This window comes from Vagococcus jeotgali (genome assembly GCF_035918315.1).
In the GTDB taxonomy this organism is placed as follows: Bacteria; Bacillota; Bacilli; order Lactobacillales; family Vagococcaceae; genus Vagococcus; species Vagococcus jeotgali.
Genome location: NZ_CP142146.1, coordinates 497,151 through 517,473 on the forward strand (window position 1 = coordinate 497,151; position 20,323 = coordinate 517,473).

The following is a 20,323-nucleotide window of genomic DNA, read 5'->3' on the forward strand; positions in this document are numbered from 1 at the left end:
ATGATAATAAGTGGTTTAATTGTGTTTTTTTTCGTTTTATAAACAAAATATTTTTTATATATGATTTTTTATTTTAAAACGTTATATATTGGTATTTATTTAATTTTTCTATAAAAATTTAATTATAACAATCCTCTTTCTTTGTACCACTCATCTGGTTGCCATATCCAGTGACGGTTGTCTTTTTCAATTAATTCAAAAGATTCAATAGGTCCCATACTTCCAGCTGGATAGGTAGGTAATTTAGGGTTTTCATTATCCCAATAGTCACGAATACCATCAACTATTTGCCAAGATGTTGCAACTTCATCCCAGTGAGTAAAGTTAGTAGCATCTCCTTTTAAGCAATCTAAAATTAGCTTTTCATAAGCTTCAGGAGAATTATCAATAATATCTGCAGAATGGCGATAATCAAGCCTAACTGGTTCAATATTAAATCCTTCACCAATTTCTTTACCATTTAGGGTTAGAGAAAATCCTTCAGTAGGCTGGATATAGATTGTTAAAATATTTTTAGGCATGTCTGGCACTGCCTTAATATCTTCTTCTTTGTTTCTAAAAATATTAATCGGTGTAGATTTAAAGACAACATTAATTCTTGTCCCTTTCTCAGTCATGCGCTTTCCAGTGCGAATGTAGAAGGGAACACCTGACCATCTGAAGTTATCAATCATTAATTTTCCTGCTACAAAAGTTTCTGTTGTCGAATCTGGATTAACCCCTTCTTCTGCTAGATAACCTTTTAATTCACGATGATTGATCTCACCTTGAGAGTACTGTCCTCTGACAAAGGTTTGGGCGACTTCATTTTCTTGGTAAATACGGACTGATTGCAAGGCATTAATTTTTTCTTTACGAATGGCTTGATCAGTAAAAGTTGTTGGTGGCTCCATAGCAAGTAAGGCAACAACTTGTAAAATATGATTTTGTACCATATCTTTTAGTGCACCACTTTTATCATAATAGCCCCCGCGCTCTTCAACACCAAGACTCTCAGCTAAGGTAACCTGAACATTATCAATATAATGATGATTCCAAAGTGACTCAAAAATATTATTACCAAAGCGCACGGCAGAAATATTTTGAATCATCTCTTTTCCTAAGTAGTGATCAATTCTAAAAATTTGATCTTCATCAAAAGCAGCAGAGATATCATTATTTAGTTTTTTAGCTGACTCATAATCTGTCCCAAAAGGCTTTTCGATAATGAGACGGTTAAAACCATGATCTGATAAAATGTGTTGTGATTTAATGTGTTTAGCAATTGTCCCAAAAAAGTTTGGTGCCATTGCTAAGTAAAAGATACGGTTACCATCAAGTTGGTATTTGTAATCAAGCTTGTTGGCAAGTTTTTCTAATGTGTCATATTCCTCAGTGTTATCCACGTTATGAGTTTGATAGTAAAAATGTTGGGTGAATAATTCAATTTCTTTTGGAGTAGGATTTAGGCTAGAGATTGACTGGGTGATGATTTCTCTAAAGTAATCATCAGACCATTCACGTCTTGCTGTCCCAATAACAGCAAAGTGCTTTTGGATGGCTCCTTTTCTAAATAATCTAAATAAAGAAGGGTAGAGTTTTCTTTTTGCTAAGTCACCTGTTCCGCCAAAGATTATAAAGAGAGCTTTGTTTTCTTGTATCATGATTAGACCTACTTTCTAAAGAATTAAAGAGACATAGTTATGCTCTATCATTGTTATTTTACTTGGAAAGCTAGGACAAAGCAATCAATTAAAATATTGACTAAAAAACAACCTCTGACTTTAAAAACAGTCTCATTCGTATTATGATGGATAATGTAAAAAATATGGAAAGGTACCGATTTAATATGGGAAAAAAATTTACAGAAAAACATCTTATACCTTATTATGACTGTGATGTATTAGGTCAATTGAAGGTCCCAAGATTAATAGAAATGATGATCAAAGCTTCTGGATCACAGTGTGACTCATTAGGTTTAACTAATGAATTTATTGCTTCGTTTGGTTTAAGTTGGATAATTACCGAACATGATTTAATTATTAACAGACTACCGCTTGCTGAAGAAGAGGTGAGTGTCACAAGTGAGGCAGAAAGCTATAATAAATTTTTTAGTTATAGAAAGTATTGGATTCATAGTGCTTCAGGTGAAGAACTAGCTGTGATGGAATCTACATTTGCTTTAATGAATATTAAAGAACGGACAGTGAATGCGGCACCTTTAGAGATTATGGCACCATTTGAATCAGAGAAAATTAAAAAGATTAGACATGGTGAAAAGATTCCTGAAAGAACACAAGATGCTACTAAACAAGCGTTCCATGTTAGTTTTTGGGACATTGATAATAATTACCATGTGAATAATACAGTGTATAGTGCTTGGATGATTGATAGTCACTCATTTGATTTTTTAATTAAATATCGACCAAAGCGTTTATTGATCAAATATAATAAAGAAATTCGTTATGACGAACAGGTGATGGTGTTTGTAGATACAAATCAAGATAATACTTTTTATCATGTGGATCATGGTAGTGAGTTGTGTGCTGAAGGAAAAATTGAATGGGTAGAGCGGTAATGTTTAAATAGTTATTTAATCATTAAGAATGAAAAATTCCTTTTTATACTTGTTTTTTCATTAAGAAACGTGTATTTTAATTTAAATATAGACAATTTTAGTAGGAGGAACCAGTATGAGAGAATTTAAAAAATCATCAAAGCTAGATTACGTTAGTTATGATGTGAGAGGTCCAGTATTAGAAGAAGCTGACCGAATGTCAAAGAAGGGCATGAATATATTAAAATTAAATACAGGTAATCCTGCTGCTTTTGGTTTTAAGGCACCTAATGAAGTTGTCCATGATTTAATTACTAACGTCCGTGATTCAGAAGGATATTGTGATTCTAAGGGAATCTTTTCAGCTAGAAAAGCTATTCAACAATATTGTCAGTTAAAAGGATTTCCAAATGTTAGTATTGATGATATTTATACAGGTAATGGTGTTAGTGAGTTAATTATGATGAGTATGCAAGCCTTAATTGATAATGGGGATGAGGTTTTAATTCCGATGCCTGATTATCCTTTATGGACAGCTGCTGTGACATTATCTGGGGGACATGCTGTTCATTATGTTTGTGATGAGTCTGCTAATTGGTATCCTGATATTGATGATATTAAAAGTAAAATTACTTCTCGGACAAAAGGAATTGTTTTAATTAACCCAAATAACCCAACAGGAGCTTTATATTCTAGAGAGTTACTTGAAGAAATAGTTGAGATTGCTCGTGAGCATGGTTTGATTATTTATTCTGATGAAATTTATGATAGATTAGTCATGGACGGGGAGGAACATATATCAATTGCCCCTCTTGCACCAGATTTATTAGTGGTGACTTTTAACGGTTTATCAAAATCACATAGAGTAGCTGGTTTTAGATGTGGCTGGATGATTTTAAGTGGGGATAAACGTCATGCTAAAGGCTACATTGAGGGAATAAACATGTTAGCTTCTATGAGGTTATGTTCAAATGTCTTATCGCAACAAATCATTCAAACAGCACTAGGTGGTTACCAAAGTGTAGATGAGCTACTCTTACCTGGAGGCCGTATTTATGAGCAACGTGAATATATCACTAATGCATTAAACGCCATTCCAGGACTTGAAGTGAAAAAACCAAAAGCTGCCTTTTACATCTTTCCTAAAATTGATACAGCTAAATTCAATATTCATGATGATGAGCAGTTTGTGTTAGACTTTTTACATGAGCATAAAATTTTACTGGTTCATGGTAGAGGTTTCAATATGACAACACCTGATCATTTTAGAATCGTTTATTTACCAGAAATAGAAAGTTTAAAATATACAGCTAATAGTTTAGAATCATTTTTATCTACATACAAACAAAAATAACTAGTAAATTCGCTAGTTATTTTTGTTTTTTTATATCTTTTTTACTAATAATAATACGGCCTAAATATTTGTCTTTTAGTTCAACATCAGGGTTGCTGACTTCAATCAAAACAGAATTATCATACTCTTTCGAAATAATGCCTTGATACTGATTACCTTGCCAATCGAATAATACATTGCTATTAGTCTCCATAGATGATTCACTCCTAAGTCGTTTTACAATAACCAAATAATATAAATGCCCTTGTATTATAGCATTAAAATTCTAAAAAGTGGAATAAAAACACTTTAAAAGTACATGTTTTATTCATATTATCTATAAAAGTTTAAAAAACTAGTTTTAAATATCTAGACCAATTATTGACTATTAAAAAAAATAGTGATAGGTTAAACATATAATTTTTAAAAGAAAGAAGTGTTGAACATGACAACGTTCGTTTATGCTGATAAATTTTTTTTAACAAGTGGCGAGGTAGGACCTGGATATTTAGAAATCACTGATGGTATTTTCGGAGAATTTTCAAATGAAAAACCAGAAAAAGAGGCTAAAATTTTAGATTATTCAGGAAAATGGATCGCACCTGGCTTAGTAGACACACACATTCATGGTTATAAAAACCATGACGTTATGGATAATGATGCTGATGGTATTAAAGTGATGTCAGAAGCTTTACTATCTTGTGGTGTAACATCGTTTTTACCAACAACACTAACATCTAGTAAAGAAAGATTAAAAGACGTTGCTACTACAATTGGTGAGATGTATCAAGATGTTAATGGAGCAAAAATTCAAGGTATTTATTTTGAAGGCCCATTTTTTACTGAAAAATATAAGGGAGCACAAAATCCAAGTTATTTTTCTGATCCTAGTATTGAGGTTTTTAATGAGTGGCAAGAAGCATCAGGTGGCTTAATTAAAAAAATTGCCTTAGCGCCTGAGCGTGAAGGTGTGAGTGAATTTGTTGAAGAGATAACAAAAAATGGAGTGGTTGTTGCACTTGGACATAGTGATGCCACACTTGATGAGGCAAGAGGTGCTGTTGAGGCTGGTGCTAGTGTCTTTGTTCATGCTTTTAATGGTATGCGTGGCTTGAATCACCGTGAACCTGGTATGGTAGGTGCTGTGATGAATTTAGAACATGTTTTTGCAGAATTGATTTGTGATGGTCACCATGTTCATCCAGATGCGGCCAATATTTTAATGGATGCTACTGGAAAAGATCACATTGCACTTATTACTGATTGTATGATGGCTGGCGGTATGCCAGATGGTCACTACATGCTTGGAGAATTTCCAGTAACAGTGGCAGATGGTACTGCAAGACTTGAAGAGGGTAATCTAGCTGGTAGTATTTTAAAATTAAAAGAAGCAGTTAAAAATGTTGTGGACTGGGGCTTAGCTACACCGGCTGAAGCTTTGATGATGGCATCATATGTACCAGCAGTTAGCTGCCAAATTGATGACGTATGTGGTAGCATTAGACCAGGCAGAGCAGCTGATTTTGTCATATTCAATAAAGATTTAGATTTAGAAGCAACATTTCTAGACGGTGAGTGCCGTTTTGAAGTACAATAGATATAACAAGTAACGGCAGGCTGATTTCTGCCGTTTTTTCATATCTTAAATTCAAAGGAGTCGGTAAATGTGTATCAAGAACGTATGAATCGAGTTTTAAAGGAGATGCAAAAACAAGGACTACCTCAGTTAATTGTGTCAGATACAGCATCTATTGCTTATTTAACAGGACAAACAATTCATCCAGGTGAAAGACTAGTTGCTTTAATTATTCGAAGTAACGAAGATCACACAGCTGTTGTGAATCGCTTATTTCCAATTTCAGAAAAAGAATTGGGTATGCCGATTGTGTTAGTAGATGATACAGATAATGGTATGGGAATTGAAATTTTAGCAGAACTATTGGATAAAACAAAACCAATTGCTGTTGAAAAAAATTGGGCAGCTCATTTTCTATTGGGTGTGATGAATCATTTAGATGTTCCTTACACTCAGTACACATTAAGTTCTCTTGTCATCGATAAGGTCAGAGCAGTTAAATCTTTAGATGAAATTGAAAAAATGAAAGATGTGTCAAAAGATAACGACCAAGCCATTGGTGAGTTGATAGATTTACTACCAGAAGAGTTAACTGAAATTGATATGACTAAACGTTTAGAATTAATCTATCACCAATTAGATAATGATGGTTTTTCTTTTGAACCAATTGTAGCGTATGGTGCTAATGGGGCAGACCCTCATCATGAAACAGATGACTCTACGATTAAGCCAGGGGATAGTGTTATTTTAGACATTGGTGGCTTGAAAAATGGGTATTGTTCTGATATGACTCGTACTGTTTTTTATAAGGAAGTTTCTGATAAAAGTCGTGAAGTTTATGAAACAGTTCTTGAAGCGAATAAACGTGCGATTAAAGCAGTTAAACCAGGCGCTAAATTAAGTGATATTGACGGGGCGGCAAGAGATTATATCACTGAAAAAGGCTACGGAGAGTACTTTACACACCGAACTGGACACTTTATTGGTACAGAAGTTCATGAAGCAGGAGATGTATCAGCTTCTAATCATGATACTGTAGAACCAGGTATGATTTTCTCAATTGAGCCAGGTATTTATTTACCAGGTGAAGTAGGTGTTAGAATTGAAGATTTGGTAGTCGTAACAAAAGATGGTTGTGATGTATTAAATAGTTATCCAAAAGAATTACTGATTGTGTCATAAAATAAAAAAGTAGTTCATCGGATATTAAAGTTCCAATGAACTGCTTTTTACTTAGAAGGAAGAATAGTGGATTGGATTTGATGGTTTTCATATTCTTTAAAGAACTCACCAATTGGTAACTCATAATATTCACTATCTCTTTTATAAAAGGAGTAGGGAATAATTAAAGTTTGTGTCTGGTTAGCAAGAATATAGTCATTATCAATCGTTTGAGCAACTAAGACAAAGTCAGCCAATTCTTCTTTTGTCCAAATATCATCATCTGCTAAATAAATTAAAGATTGATAAAAATTATCTTCTAGAGTTGGTGTTTGAAAGATAAAAAACTCTTCTTTATCAATAATATTTAGTCGTTTGATTATTGTTAAAAAATGTTCTGGGGTGTTATCTAACAAATCATTAGCTATTTCTTTAAAGTAAGTTGACATTTTATATTCTCCTTATTTTTTATTTTCAATAGTCACGTAAAAATCAATCGTTGAATTTTTATCTAGTCCTTTTGCTTCCATATCAACAGCAATCGGCATAGGTTCATCCTCTTTGTAAACAGGTGTCACACGGTAGCGAATCGTCTCACCATTGTCAGCAGCTTTTCGTACCATATTTTCATATTTTGTCATAAAAGGTGTGTTAACGGGATTTTGATAAAGAGTGACTAAGTTTTCCATCTCATCACCTGTACCACCAAGTTGCTTACCAATTAAATGCCCCCTTGAATGATTATTAGGTGCTTTACCTGAAATAAACCCTGGAGGACGAATGGCTTGGTTAGCTGATGTTCCTGTATTTATCATATCAGGTTTTATTAATGCATTTGCCTCAGTCGGACGCCCCTGTTTATCTCTTAATCCGTATTCAATCCAGCCTTTAGTACTATTTTTTAGTTCATAATCAGTAAATGTGGCCGGTCCGTGCTCAATAGGACCTGGATTGTCTCCTTTTTTAGAAGCTTCCTGCTTTGTAGTTTCTTCCTGTTTTGGAATGATGTCATGTAATAGTTCGTCTGGGAAATCAATTTCTAAAAAGGCAAATACTAAAAACGCAATTAAGAGAATCAGTAAATAGGATTTTTCTCCTTTTTTGGGTGATTTTTTTTTCTTTACCATAAATAACTCCTTTGTTTAGTGTATAGGCATATTATACGTTAGAAATAAAGATAGAACAATAGTTCGTTTATAATTAGCTTAATTGAAAAAAATCCCAAATCTTTGTTCCCAAATCTTTGTTATAATGAAGTAAGAAAAATAAAGTTGAGGTGGAAGCAATGAGTTATGTCGAGCTAAAAGATGTTTATAAACGTTATGTAATGGGTGACAATGTTATTGTTGCTAATAATGGAATCGATTTTTCCATTGAAGAAGGGGAGTTCGCTGTGATTTTAGGTCCTAGTGGAGCCGGTAAATCAACAGTCCTTAATATATTAGGTGGAATGGATAGCTGTGATGAGGGAAGTGTTTGTGTTGATGAAGTAGATATTGCAAAGTTTAATACAAAAGAATTAACAACCTATAGACGTTTAGAAGTGGGGTTTGTTTTTCAGTTTTATAATCTAGTACCTAACCTAACGGCTAAAGAAAATGTAGAATTAGCTTCTCAAGTCTCTCCTAAAGCTCTTAATATAGATGATGTGTTAGAGATGGTTCAACTAACTCATAGAACTCAAAATTTTCCAGCACAATTATCAGGTGGGGAGCAGCAGCGAGTGGCTATTGCAAGAGCTTTAGCTAAAAATCCAAAGTTACTACTTTGTGATGAGCCAACAGGTGCACTTGATTTTGAAACAGGAAAACATATTCTAAAAATATTAGAAGAAACATGTCGCACGCATGGAACGACAGTAATTGTTATCACACATAATTCAGAAATTGCTAAAATGGCAGATAGAGTTATTCGTATCAATGATGCCAAAGTGAGAAGCGTGACACTAAATGAATCTCCAATTTCAGCTGATGAGTTGGAGTGGTAAGGAGGGATGAGATGAAGAAAAAAGCACTATGGAAGTCAACCATTAGAGAAATCAAGCAATCTAAAGCCCGATTTTTCTCGATTCTTTTAATTATTTTATTAGGTGTTTGTTTTTACGCAGGTATTAAGGCTACTGGTCCTGACATGCTCAATACTGCAGATACTTATTATTCTGACTATCATTTAATGGATACAAAAGTTGTTTCAACTTACGGGCTTGAAGAGGAAGATATTGACTTAATGAAGCAAGATAAGTCGATTTTAACAGTTAATCCAGCTTATAGTTTAGATATGGATGACTCTAAAACCAATGAAGTGATTCGTCTAATGTCCTTTAACTCAGATAGCCAAGTAAATCAACTTAAAGTAATTGAAGGACGCTTACCTGAGAAAAGTGGTGAGGTCGTCTTAGATAGTCGTGTAATGGATTTAGATACTTATCAAATTGGCGATCAGCTTCATGTTGATGAGAGTGAGTCAGAAAATATTAAACCAGCATCATTTGAAATTGTTGGTTTTGTGAATAGCCCGATGTTTATCGATCAAGTTAGTCGTGGAAACACGTCTGTTGGAAAAGGCTCAGTAGATTTTTTTGCCTATATTCCAGAAAAAGATTTTACAATGGATATTTATACAGAAGCGTACATTCGCTATAAAGATACAGCAAATTTAAAGAGTTATAGTAAGGCGTATTCAACCCATTATGAAAAAGATGAAAAAAAATTAAAAGATGTGTTGAAAAACCAGTCAGCTAAAAAGTATGACGTTATTAGAAAAGAAGCTCAAGAAAAAATTGATGATGGTACAAAAGATGTGACGGCTGGTGAAAAAGAATTAAGAGATGCTAGGGCACTCATTAAAGACAAGGAAGATGAATTAGTTCAAAGTCAAGAGCAGTTAAAACAAGCTGAATCATTAGGAATGCCTATATCTGATGAGCAAAAGTCAGCTCTTTCTGAAGGTCAAGATGCAATAAATTCTGAAAAAGATAAAATAAAAAAAGAAGAAACGAAGTTAGTAGATGCCAAAAAAGAACTAAGTGAGAGTCAAAAGGAATTAGATGATTTAGAAATGGCGGAATTTTTATATTTTTCAAGAGATGATAACCCAGCTTATTCAGAATTCCAAGATAATGCTGATCGTATCTCTTCAATTGCGACAGTATTTCCAGTATTCTTTTTCTTAATCGCTGCCTTGATTTCGTTAACTACTATGACGAGAATGGTAGATGAAAAACGAGGAGAGATTGGAACACTAAAAGCATTAGGTTATACCAATAAAGAAATATCACAAAAATACATTGTCTACTCGACATTAGCTAGTATAATTGGAAGTATTTTAGGTTTAGTTATTGGGTATTATGTGTTCCCAACTGTTATTTTTGATGCTTATGGTAGTTTGTATAACTTGCCTTCAGTTATCATCACTTATTACCCAAGTTATACGATTCAATCTATTATTGTAGCACTTTTATGTACGTTACTTGCCTCACTTATGGTATTACGAGTAGATTTACTTAGCACACCATCTGTTTTAATGAGACCAAAAGCACCAAAACCAGGCAAACGAATTTTACTTGAGAGATGGAAATGGCTTTGGTCTAAGTTTAATTTCAATCAAAAGGTGACTGCTAGAAACTTATTTAGATATAAACAACGCATGTTAATGACCGTCTTAGGGATTGCTGGTTGTATGGCTATGATTGTCACAGGATTTGGCTTGAAAGATTCGATTGGTGACATTGTAGGTTTGCAGTTCGATAAAATTTGGCATTATGATGCTACTGTGGTATTTAATAATAAGGCAACAGATGAAGATAAGAAAGAATATGCTGATACAAAAGAAAATGATGAGCGTATTGTTAATAGTATCGACTTGTCACAAACAACTATGACAGTAGTAAGAGATGGTTTTACTAGTCGTGATGTGACTGTAGATGTTCCAAAAGAGATAAAACGTATAAATGAATTTATTTTATTTAATGACCGAAAATCAGGAGAGACGTTTGAATTAGCAGATGATGGTGCTATTATCAATGAGAAATTAGCTAACTTTTTTGATCTTAAAGAAGGAGATGAGTTAGCTATTCGTAATGGTGACAATCAAGAGGTAGTTGTTAAAGTGAGTCATATTATTGAAAATTATGCTATGCATTTTGTTTATATGACACCTTCATACTATGAAAAAGTATTTAAAGAAAAACCTGAATATAATGTGGAATTACTTCAATTTGGTGATGTTTTGACAGAGGATGAGGAAAACCAACTAGCTAGTGAATTAATGGCTAGTGATTACGCAGCAAATGTATCATTTACAAGTCAAATAGGAAAAGCGATGGATGACACTATGGGGAGTTTGAATATTGTCGTTTGGGTATTAATTGTCTCAGCAGCCTTATTAGCATTTATTGTCTTGTATAATTTGACAAATATTAATATTTCAGAGCGTATTAGGGAGCTATCAACAATTAAAGTGTTAGGGTTTTATGATAGAGAGGTTACGATGTATGTGTACCGTGAAAATAATATTTTAACGGCCATGGGTATTATACTTGGTTACGGGCTGGGTATGTTACTTCATAGGTTTGTTCTTAAAACAGCTGAAGTAGATATGGTGATGTTCCCGATTACCATTCATTTATCTAGTTATGTTTACTCAACACTGCTGACGATTCTATTTTCTAGTATTGTTATGTTTTTCATGCATAGGAAATTAAAGCATGTGGATATGATTGAGGCTTTAAAATCAACAGAATAAACTAGTGATAAAAACTGGCGATGTTATTGTCAGTTTTTTTATATTTTTAGTTAAAAACAAGTTACTTTAAGCAAATCGATTTTTTAATCACCTAAATTAGTTTGTTATTTTAAGTGCATTATTGGTATAATCTAATTAAAGAGGAGGAGGTGTTTGGAGTGTTATTAGGTCACTCAATTGAACAAATATATTTTTATACTCTGATAGTTTGTGCATTTGTATCAGTCTTGTTATTTTTATTTGGTGATATTTTTGATTTTGATGGGCCTGTTGATCCCATATTAATCGTACCATGGTTAGCATTTTTCTCGTTATTTGGTTACTTAGGAGAAAAATTAACAACTATCAGTTCAGGCTGGGTTGTTTTAGTTTCTATTATTTTGTCATCTATCATTGTGTTTCTCTTAAATTTTTATATACTTGTCCCACTGAAAAATTCAGAGGCCTCGATCTCGGTTTCAGAAAAGACCTATGAAGGTCAGTTTGCCACTGTTGTCACACCAATACCAATAGAAGGAATGGGGGAAATAGTGATAAGTAGTGTCACTGGGACAATCAGTCGTCCAGCAGCCTTTTATACAGAACAGGAAAAAGAGGTCATTGCTGGTTCTAAAGTATTAATTATCGAAATTAAAAACAGAATATGTTATGTCGTACCGTATAAAGAAAATTTTAATTAGGGGGCGTTTTTTATGTCAATATTTGTACCGATTGGGATTGTTGTATTTATTCTATTAATGCTGTTAATTGTGTTTGTTTCCAAATACCAAACAGCTAAGCCAGATGAGGCTCTAATTATTAGCGGGAGTTATTTAGGGACAAAAAATGTCCATGCTGATGATCAAGGAAATAAACTTAAAATAGTTAGAGGTGGTGGAGCATTTGTACTGCCTGTTTTTCAAAGAAGTAATCGCTTAAGTTTATTATCTAGTAAATTAGATGTGTCAACACCAGATGTTTATACCGAACAAGGTGTCCCTGTTATGGCAGATGGTACTTCTATTATTAAAATAGGTTCATCTGTTGAAGAAATCGCAACAGCAGCAGAACAGTTTTTAGGTAAAACGCGTGAAGAGCTTGAAAATGAAGCTCGTGAAGTTCTAGAAGGTCATTTGCGTTCAATTTTAGGTTCAATGACTGTAGAGGAAATTTATCAAAATAGAGATAAGTTTTCCCAAAGTGTTCAAGAGGTAGCAAGTGTGGATTTAGCAAAAATGGGATTAACTATTGTGTCATTTACGATTAAAGAAGTTAGAGATAAAAATGGCTATCTTGATTCATTAGGTAAGCCACGTATTGCCCAAGTAAAACGTGATGCTGAGATTGCAGAGGCTGAAGCAAGTAAAGAAACACGTATTAAAAAAGCCCAAGCAGAAAAAGAGTCTCAAGAAGCAGAATTACGTCGTCAAACAGAGATTGCTGAAGCAACAAAAGAAAAAGAATTGAAACTGGCAACATATAAACAAGAACAAGATATTGCTAAGGCTAAGGCCGATCAAGCTTACAATCTTGAAACTGCTAAAGCACAACAACACGTTATCGAACAAGAGATGGAAGTAAAAGTCATTGAGCGTCAAAAACAAATTGAATTAGAAGAAAAAGAAATTCAACGTCGTGAGCGTCAGTATGATTCAGAAGTGAAGAAAAAAGCTGATGCAGACCGTTATGCTAAAGAACAAGAAGCTCTTGCTGATAAGGCTTCAGAAGTGGCTGAAGCCGAAGCTGAGAAATTTAGAATTGAAGCCATGGCAGAGGCTAACGCTGCCCAAGTTCGTCTTGAAGGACAAGCTCAAGCCGAAGCCATTACAGCCAAAGGTACTGCAGAAGCCCAGGCCAAAGAAAAATTGGCAGAAGCCTTTAAACAATACGGCGATGCAGCTGTTATGAGTATGGTCATCGAGATGTTGCCTGATTTAGTGAAAGAAGCAGCTCAGCCTCTAGGTAATATTGAGAAAATCACTGTTGTAGATACTGGACAAGGTGGGGAAGGTAGCGGTGCTAATCGTGTCACAAATTATGCCACTAACCTGTTAGCTTCTTCCCAGGAAACATTGAAAGAAACAACAGGAATAGATGTAAAAGAGCTCTTAGAAGGTTTTATAACAAAGAATAATATAGATAAGACAGAGTGAAGTTAAGATAATTAAAAAGCGGTAAAATCTCTTGAAATTAGAGATTTTACCGCTTTTTTTTAGTTATCAGTTAAACCACTTGTTATCTTCTTAAGGTCCATTAAAATCACATAGTTAATTGGATCAATATTTAACTCATCCCGGAACCTGGTTGTACCTGATTCAAAGATAACATAAAGCTGATCATCTACTGCTGTGATTTGTTCCATATAAGGAGGAGCTTCAATAGATTTTAGAGCTTCTTTTTGTTTAAGGTTATGATCTTTTTTATTATCATAAACAAAGATTTTAGAAGGATGATCACCATAAGATTGTGATAACAAGATGTAATCCTTGTAGAAAGTGATACCTTGAATACCGTGAGCTACAATTTTTTTACTATCAGGTGTGGCAGTATCCTCATGTTGTGTGAGTATTTTTCTTTCTTTCATCTCTTTAATAAATTTTCCATTTTCAGTCATATTGTATGTCTCTAAAGTGGCTTCATGATTATCGGAAAAATAACCGACATAAATAGAATCATTGTGGAAAGTAATATAGGATGCTTTTTTTATTCCTTTTAAATTAATTTGTTGATCATAGACAATCGGTTTTTTTGTTTATTAAAATGATATGCTTCTAGTTCAGCTAAAGGAATCGAAGAAATTTGAGCAGAGCCTACAGGTGTTTCTGAACAAATCCAAATATTTTTAGCCTTAGTATCATAAGTAATACCACCGACATGAGGATCTCCGTCTAAGACGACTGTTTTAATGTATTCATGAGTGTGCTTATCTAATACATAAATAACAGAGTGATACTCATGACCGTGACTATAGGCACTAATTAATAAGTAATCTTCGGCAATGGTAACACCTTGAGGATCCATTTCATGGCTTAATCCTGTTTTATTATGTTTCATTCCTATTGTTTTAGTTTGAATCAACCCAGGTACTGGATAAGTGTACTTTGATATATCTTTATCATCATCTAACTGAGTAAAATTAAAAAAATCAGGATAGGAGAGTTTGACTGAGGTGATATTGTCTTCAATTTGACTAGTATTTGGCCCCTTATCTGTGTCTTTTGAATGTGTATAGTTAGAAGAGGTGTGACCACATCCTACTAATATTGTTACAAGTGCTAATAAACTTAATAAATATATTTTCTTCATTTCTTGTTAAAACCTTTCTATTTTCCGTAAACCTTAATCTCTATTCTCCCCCTATCATAACAAATTTTTCACCAGTTTGCTTGTGAAAATAAAAAGATTTATTAATGTTTTATTAATGATAAAATACTTCGCTTTAGTCACATAATATAGACTCTTGGTAAAAGGCTTACATTAGAGGTAGTATTAAAACCTTGATTGACAGTCAAAACTATCAGCTATAAAATGAGTAAGGACATCACGTTTATGACTGATGCCCAATGAATGGGGGATTATGAATTGGGAATTATTGTATTTAATGAAACGTTGGTTTTGATTTTTTTCATGTTGGTGGGCGTATTATTGACAAAAAAAGGGAAGTATTCACCTGGAGCCAATGTCTATATTGGTTATTTTTTAATTACAGTTGCTCTACCTGGTGCTATTATTAATAGTTTTCAGATAGCTAAGACACCTGAATTACTTGATATGATGAAACAAACAGCTATTTATTCAGTCATTATGATTGTAGCTACTTTATTAATTGGCTACTTACTAGCAACGATTTTTAAAAAGAAAGATATGATTAAGCGGCTGTGGATTGTCTGTTTAACATTTTCTAATATTCTATTTATTGGTATTCCAATTGTTGGTAAACTTTACGGAGAAGTTGGTCTTGTTGTATTAGTTGTATGTAATACGATGACTAGTTTGTTTTTATTTACAATTGGTATTATGTTACTTTCAAAAAGTCGTGAAATGCGTATTAGAACAATTTTAACGACACCTGCTATATTAGCAGCAATTGTTGGGTTTGCTTTATTTATGTTTGAAATTGAATTACCTGTACCTATTGTGGCTTTTAATTCATCTCTAACTATTATGACAGCATCCTTATCTATGATTATTAATGGTAGTTTGTTTGCTCAAGTTAAGTTTAAAGAGTTAATAATGGACAAAGATAACTTACAATTTTTATTTGTTAGAGCTATTATTATTCCTTTAATTTTTGTACCAATCTTAAAACTATTTGTAGTGAATCCGATTGTTTTAGGTGTATTAGTCTTACTAGCCTCTATGCCAGTAGGGTCATTAAATGCTATTTTGGCTGAGGAATACGCTCAAAAAGGAACAAAAGTTTCACAATACATTGCTCTAACAACAGTGACGAGTATGTTTACTTTACCAGTTATTATGAGTTTAATATAAATACAAAAAGAACAAAGCAAAAGGTAAATGCTTTGTTCTTTTTATTTTGTTTATAGTAAGATGTAGGTAAATTGATTGGAGGAGAATATATGAAAATAGTCATTGTAGGGGCTTCCTTTTCAGGGGTATCTTGTGCTGTAGAAGCTAGGAAGAATTTTCCAAATGATGAGATTGTATTAATTGATAAACAACCTGATATTGGCTATATTCCTAGTGGTTTGAGTTTAGTATTAAAGGGGGCTATTCCTTCTTTAGAAGATGCTTATTTTATAAATCAAAAGGAATTAGAACAAATAGGAATTACTTTATGCTTAGATACTTGTGTCACAGAGTTTCAATTAGCTAACCATTTGCTTATCACAAATCATGGTGAAGTAACATTTGACAAGCTAGTACTTGCTACTGGATCAAGTCAGGTACCTAAAAATTTAGACATGTCTGATAAAGAAGGGTTAACTTTTAAAGACAAGGAGACTAGTGCTGTTACGTTAAATAAGATTCAGCAGTCTAAAGATGTCATTGTGATTGGGGCAGGTCAGGCAGGGCTAGAGCTGAGTGATGCTTTAATTCAAGCAGGTAAGGTAGTTGAGGTTATTGAGACGATGAATTATCCTTTGTACAAATATTTTGATAAAGATTTTCTACAGCCATTTATTAACGAGCTAAAAGAGGAGCCATCATTAAAGATATATTTTGAAGAAACAATAAACACGCTTAGTGAACAAGAAGTGATAGCTTCGAATCTTAAAAAGCATAAAGGCCAAGGTGTTCCTGTGATATTAGCCACTAGTGTACGGCCTAATTTAGCTATTTTTAAAAAGCAATTGCAACTCACAACAGAACAAACTATTTATGTGGATAAATATTTAAGAACATCACAACCAGATGTTTTTGCCATTGGGGATTTAATTCAAGTCCCATCTAGCGTATTACCTATGCCTACCTACGTGCCACTTATTAATACAGCGGTTCAAACAGGAATAACTTGTGCTAAAAATTTAAAAAAAGCTATAAAACCACTTCAACCTGTTTGCCAAACAGTAGGAACTCATTTATTTGGAAGTTATCTTGGTAGTTGTGGGTTGCTTGAAGCAGAATCGTTTGTTTATCCAGGTGATGTGGCAAGTTATACATATGAGATGAATGTCTCTTTTACAAGTAAAGATGTTATCAGAAAAAAAATACTATATGATGCTAATTCTTTTGTTTTACTAGGCGTTCAGCTTTTATCATCTCAACCTGTTGCAGATAAAATTAATCAATACGCATTAATGATTAACCAAAAAATGGTGCTATCAAATATTGAGTGGCAAGAAAAAATATACCATCCAGAGTTCACATACTTAAAACCAGATTTATATATCAATAAGAAAAGGGTATCTGATGACTATGAGATATGAGGATCTATTAGAAAAAAAAGAAGCCAAGCAAATTGAATTAATCAAATATGTTCTACAAGTTGGTGGTAGTGAAAGAATTCAAGTGTTAACCAAAGAATTAAACGTCAGTAAGGCCTCTCTTGAAGGTTACATTGAAGACTTAAATGACACGTTATCTACTTTTCAACATCAAATAACTATTTTTTATGATGGGCAAATAGTAATGTTTACTTTAGCGCCAGAGTGTTCAATTCGCTGTATTGAGGAAAAAATTTATAAGCAAGCTATCAAATATCAAATTTTAATGTATCTGTATGAGCATACAGAGTATACAGTTGTTTTACTGACACAAGAACTAGGTATGAGTGAATCAACAGTTTTTAGAAAAATCAAAGAGCTTAATCATCTATTAAAAGAATTTGAAATTGAGATATGGCAAGGAAAATTAGTAGGAGAAGAAAGCCAGATTCGCTATTTTTATTATTGTTTTTTTTCTTCTTTAAATATACTCCCAAAAGATATGATTTCTAGAAATAGGATGGATTTTATTCGCCTCATTGAAAGTGGTTTATCCATTACCTTATCACCTCTTAGTATAGAACATATTGAATTATGGCTAAGTATAGCTAAGAAGAGAATCAATGTGCCTAATCAGCAGTTTAAACAGTTTAGAAAACAGTTTAAAGCTTATGAAAGAGATCCTTATTTTAAGCTGATTAGCAGTATGGTAATCCGCGTGTTAGGCTATTATGCTATTGATATTAATGAAGAGGAGAGCATGATTCATTTTGCTTTTCTAGTAAGTTTTGATATTTTATCTCCTAGTGATTTTTACCAATATGATATCTTAAGATCTAGGTTTACCCCAACAGCTATAGTGGATACTTTTATTTTAGAGACCATTATCCTAGACTACAGACCTCTAGTTTTATCTCATGATCTTGAAAGTCAAGTTTATTATTATTTATCAAGAATTCATTCACGGTTATACTTTTTCAAAGGTAATATAGATATTTTATCCTTACCATTTATTTGGGAGAGTGAAAAAACATGGTCAGCTCGTGTATTAAAGCCTGAAGTAGAGCGCTTATTTAACGAAGTGGTTAACAGACTACCTTATGATAAAAAAGACAGTCTAGCTGATTTAACGAAGCTAACCTATTTAAATATCTTGGCTATAATAGATGGTGAAATAAATATGGACATTAAAGTTGGCATTGATCTACATCTTGAGGATGTTTTTAAAGAAGGGACTTATCAAAGGATTAAAGCTTTTGTTGACAAACTAAATGGTGTTAATTGTCAATTATATTATCCTGAAAAAGACTATGATTTGGTTATTAGTAACCGAGAATATTTAAAGTACAAATGTAGAGTTTATGTCATTACAGAATTAGGAACTACTTATGACTTAAATAATATTATTGAAGTCATCAGAGAAATATCATTAGTAAAATAAATATAATATTACTTTATTGTTGATATCATTAGCTTTAGTAAGTAAACGGTCGGAAAAACAAAAAAAAAACACAAAAAACGACAGTTTGACAACTCTTTTTTAGTGTATGATAAATCCATAGAAAGAAAACGCTATTATTTAAACCTTAGGAGGAAATTTTATGACAACAAAAGAGTACATTATGTCCATTGATCAAGGAACAACAAGTTCAAGAGCTATTATTTTTGATAAGGCAGGAAATAGCATTGCTAGTTCACAAAAAGAATTCACACAAATCTTTCCAGAACCAGGTTGGGTTGAGCATAACGCTAATGAGATTTGGAACTCAGTTCAATCAGTAATTGCAGGAGCATTTATCGAATCAGGTATTGAACCATCACAAGTTAAGGGAATTGGTATTACAAACCAGCGTGAAACAACTGTTATTTGGGACCGTAAAACAGGAAAACCAATTTACAATGCTATTGTATGGCAATCTAGACAATCAGCTCCACTAGCCGATAAGTTGAAAGAAGAAGGCTATGAAGAGATGTTCCATAAAAAAACTGGTTTAGTAATTGATGCTTATTTCTCAGCAACGAAAGTTCGTTGGATTTTAGACCATGTAGAAGGTGCTCAAGAGCGTGCAGAACGTGGAGAATTAGCCTTTGGAACCATAGATACTTGGTTGTTGTGGAAGTTAACAGATGGTGAAGTTCATGTGACGGATTATTCAAATGCTTCAAGAACAATGATGTATAACATCACAGAATTAAAGTGGGATCAAGAAATATTAGACTTATTGAATATTCCAAATTCTCTACTTCCAGAAGTAAAAAGCAATTCAGAAGTTTATGGTTACACACAAAGTTACCATTTCTATGGTAGTGAAGTCCCTATTTCAGGTATGGCAGGAGATCAACAAGCAGCATTATTTGGACAACTTGCTTTTGAAGTAGGTTCAATTAAAAATACTTATGGAACAGGTGCATTTATTGTATTAAATACAGGTGAGACACCACAGTTTTCTGAAAATAAATTACTAACAACGATAGGTTATGGTATTAACGGCAAAGTATATTATGCTTTGGAAGGTAGTATTTTTGTGGCAGGTTCTGCTATCCAGTGGTTAAGAGATGGACTTAAAATGATTGAGAGCTCAGGTGAGTCAGAACAAATGGCTAATGAATCGACAGGAGACAATAATGTCTATGTTGTACCTGCCTTCACAGGTCTTGGTGCACCGTACTGGGATTCAGATGCTAGAGGGGCTATTTTTGGTCTAACACGTGGCACGACAAGAGAAGATTTTGTTAAAGCAACATTACAATCTATTGCTTATCAATCAAAAGATGTTATTGACACTATGCAAAAAGATGCTGGTATAAATATTCCTATCATTAAAGTTGATGGTGGTGCCGCACATAATGATACTCTACTACAGTTTCAAGCAGATATTTCTGATATCGATGTTCAACGTGCACCAAACCTTGAAACAACAGCTCTAGGAGCAGCTTACTTAGCAGGTCTTGCTGTTGGATTTTGGAAAGATGTTGAGGAGTTAACAGAATTTGTTCAAGATGGAAAAGTATTTGTTCCAACTATGAAAGAAGATGAAAGAGAAGAGCTATACAGTGGATGGAAAGCAGCTGTTAGTGCAACACAAGCGTTTACACGTAAGAAATAA

The 20,323-nt window shown here is 33.4% G+C and carries 18 protein-coding genes; 12 read left to right on the plus strand and 6 right to left on the minus strand.

Annotated features, from left to right (window positions below):
* Positions 1 to 122: 122 nt before the first annotated feature.
* Positions 123 to 1,640: a glucose-6-phosphate dehydrogenase gene (zwf, locus tag VSF34_RS02600; RefSeq protein WP_326718003.1), complete on the minus strand. Its 1,518-nt coding sequence runs from the start codon at positions 1,638 to 1,640 to the stop codon at positions 123 to 125.
* Positions 1,641 to 1,789: 149 nt separating this feature from the next.
* On the opposite strand from zwf, the gene VSF34_RS02605 reads away from it, so the two are divergent.
* Both VSF34_RS02605 and VSF34_RS02610 read left to right on the plus strand, forming a co-directional pair.
* Complete coding sequence (locus VSF34_RS02605; protein WP_326717540.1) at positions 1,790 to 2,557, plus strand: acyl-[acyl-carrier-protein] thioesterase; 768 nt, start codon at positions 1,790 to 1,792, stop codon at positions 2,555 to 2,557.
* A 115-nt stretch (positions 2,558 to 2,672) separates the two neighbouring features.
* Positions 2,673 to 3,890, plus strand: coding sequence for a pyridoxal phosphate-dependent aminotransferase (locus tag VSF34_RS02610; protein WP_326717541.1), 1,218 nt, complete (start codon positions 2,673 to 2,675; stop codon positions 3,888 to 3,890).
* A gap of 16 nt (positions 3,891 to 3,906) precedes the next feature.
* On the opposite strand, the gene VSF34_RS02615 is transcribed toward VSF34_RS02610, so the two are convergent.
* Entirely contained in the window at positions 3,907 to 4,083 is a 177-nt protein-coding gene (locus VSF34_RS02615) for a DUF2187 domain-containing protein (RefSeq protein ID WP_326717542.1), read from the minus strand.
* A gap of 231 nt (positions 4,084 to 4,314) precedes the next feature.
* On the opposite strand from VSF34_RS02615, the gene nagA reads away from it, so the two are divergent.
* Positions 4,315 to 5,466, plus strand: a complete 1,152-nt coding sequence (gene nagA, locus VSF34_RS02620) for an N-acetylglucosamine-6-phosphate deacetylase (protein WP_326717543.1) — start codon at positions 4,315 to 4,317, stop codon at positions 5,464 to 5,466.
* Between the two features lie 69 nt (positions 5,467 to 5,535).
* A complete protein-coding gene (locus VSF34_RS02625) occupies positions 5,536 to 6,627 on the plus strand; it encodes a M24 family metallopeptidase (protein ID WP_326717544.1) in 1,092 nt (363 codons plus the stop codon).
* A 47-nt stretch (positions 6,628 to 6,674) separates the two neighbouring features.
* On the opposite strand, the gene VSF34_RS02630 is transcribed toward VSF34_RS02625, so the two are convergent.
* Positions 6,675 to 7,055: a hypothetical protein gene (locus tag VSF34_RS02630; RefSeq protein ID WP_326717545.1), complete on the minus strand. Its 381-nt coding sequence runs from the start codon at positions 7,053 to 7,055 to the stop codon at positions 6,675 to 6,677.
* Positions 7,056 to 7,067: 12 nt separating this feature from the next.
* Positions 7,068 to 7,733 (minus strand): DNA/RNA non-specific endonuclease, encoded by a 666-nt coding sequence (locus tag VSF34_RS02635; protein WP_326717546.1) that lies wholly within the window; start codon positions 7,731 to 7,733, stop codon positions 7,068 to 7,070.
* 158 nt (positions 7,734 to 7,891) lie between these two features.
* On the opposite strand from VSF34_RS02635, the gene VSF34_RS02640 reads away from it, so the two are divergent.
* The 4 genes from VSF34_RS02640 to floT all read left to right on the plus strand — a co-directional run bounded on the left by VSF34_RS02640 (position 7,892) and on the right by floT (position 13,481).
* Positions 7,892 to 8,593 carry an ABC transporter ATP-binding protein gene (locus VSF34_RS02640; protein ID WP_326717547.1) on the plus strand — a complete coding sequence of 234 codons (702 nt, stop codon included), beginning with the start codon at positions 7,892 to 7,894 and terminating at the stop codon, positions 8,591 to 8,593.
* A gap of 11 nt (positions 8,594 to 8,604) precedes the next feature.
* Positions 8,605 to 11,349 carry an FtsX-like permease family protein gene (locus VSF34_RS02645; RefSeq protein ID WP_326717548.1) on the plus strand — a complete coding sequence of 915 codons (2,745 nt, stop codon included), beginning with the start codon at positions 8,605 to 8,607 and terminating at the stop codon, positions 11,347 to 11,349.
* 158 nt (positions 11,350 to 11,507) lie between these two features.
* Positions 11,508 to 12,029 carry an NfeD family membrane protein gene (locus VSF34_RS02650; RefSeq protein WP_326717549.1) on the plus strand — a complete coding sequence of 174 codons (522 nt, stop codon included), beginning with the start codon at positions 11,508 to 11,510 and terminating at the stop codon, positions 12,027 to 12,029.
* Positions 12,030 to 12,041: 12 nt separating this feature from the next.
* On the plus strand, positions 12,042 to 13,481 hold the full coding sequence (gene floT / locus VSF34_RS02655) for a flotillin lipid rafts scaffold protein FloT (protein ID WP_326717550.1): 1,440 nt from the start codon (positions 12,042 to 12,044) through the stop codon (positions 13,479 to 13,481).
* Between the two features lie 59 nt (positions 13,482 to 13,540).
* On the opposite strand, the gene VSF34_RS02660 is transcribed toward floT, so the two are convergent.
* A complete protein-coding gene (locus tag VSF34_RS02660) occupies positions 13,541 to 13,942 on the minus strand; it encodes a hypothetical protein (protein ID WP_326717551.1) in 402 nt (133 codons plus the stop codon).
* Between the two features lie 98 nt (positions 13,943 to 14,040).
* Positions 14,041 to 14,634: a YncE family protein gene (locus tag VSF34_RS02665; RefSeq protein WP_326717552.1), complete on the minus strand. Its 594-nt coding sequence runs from the start codon at positions 14,632 to 14,634 to the stop codon at positions 14,041 to 14,043.
* A gap of 339 nt (positions 14,635 to 14,973) precedes the next feature.
* Between VSF34_RS02665 and VSF34_RS02670 the strand changes: the two genes are divergently transcribed.
* The 4 genes from VSF34_RS02670 (at position 14,974) to glpK (ending at position 20,323) form a co-directional block, all read left to right on the plus strand.
* A complete protein-coding gene (locus tag VSF34_RS02670) occupies positions 14,974 to 15,819 on the plus strand; it encodes an AEC family transporter (RefSeq protein WP_326717553.1) in 846 nt (281 codons plus the stop codon).
* A gap of 89 nt (positions 15,820 to 15,908) precedes the next feature.
* On the plus strand, positions 15,909 to 17,219 hold the full coding sequence (locus tag VSF34_RS02675) for an NAD(P)/FAD-dependent oxidoreductase (protein WP_326717554.1): 1,311 nt from the start codon (positions 15,909 to 15,911) through the stop codon (positions 17,217 to 17,219).
* Entirely contained in the window at positions 17,209 to 18,657 is a 1,449-nt protein-coding gene (locus VSF34_RS02680) for an AcpB/EbpR/MafR family transcriptional regulator (RefSeq protein WP_326717555.1), read from the plus strand. Before VSF34_RS02675 ends, VSF34_RS02680 begins: the two co-directional genes overlap by 11 nt.
* Before the next feature lie 160 nt (positions 18,658 to 18,817).
* Positions 18,818 to 20,323 carry a glycerol kinase GlpK gene (glpK, locus tag VSF34_RS02685; protein ID WP_326717556.1) on the plus strand — a complete coding sequence of 502 codons (1,506 nt, stop codon included), beginning with the start codon at positions 18,818 to 18,820 and terminating at the stop codon, positions 20,321 to 20,323.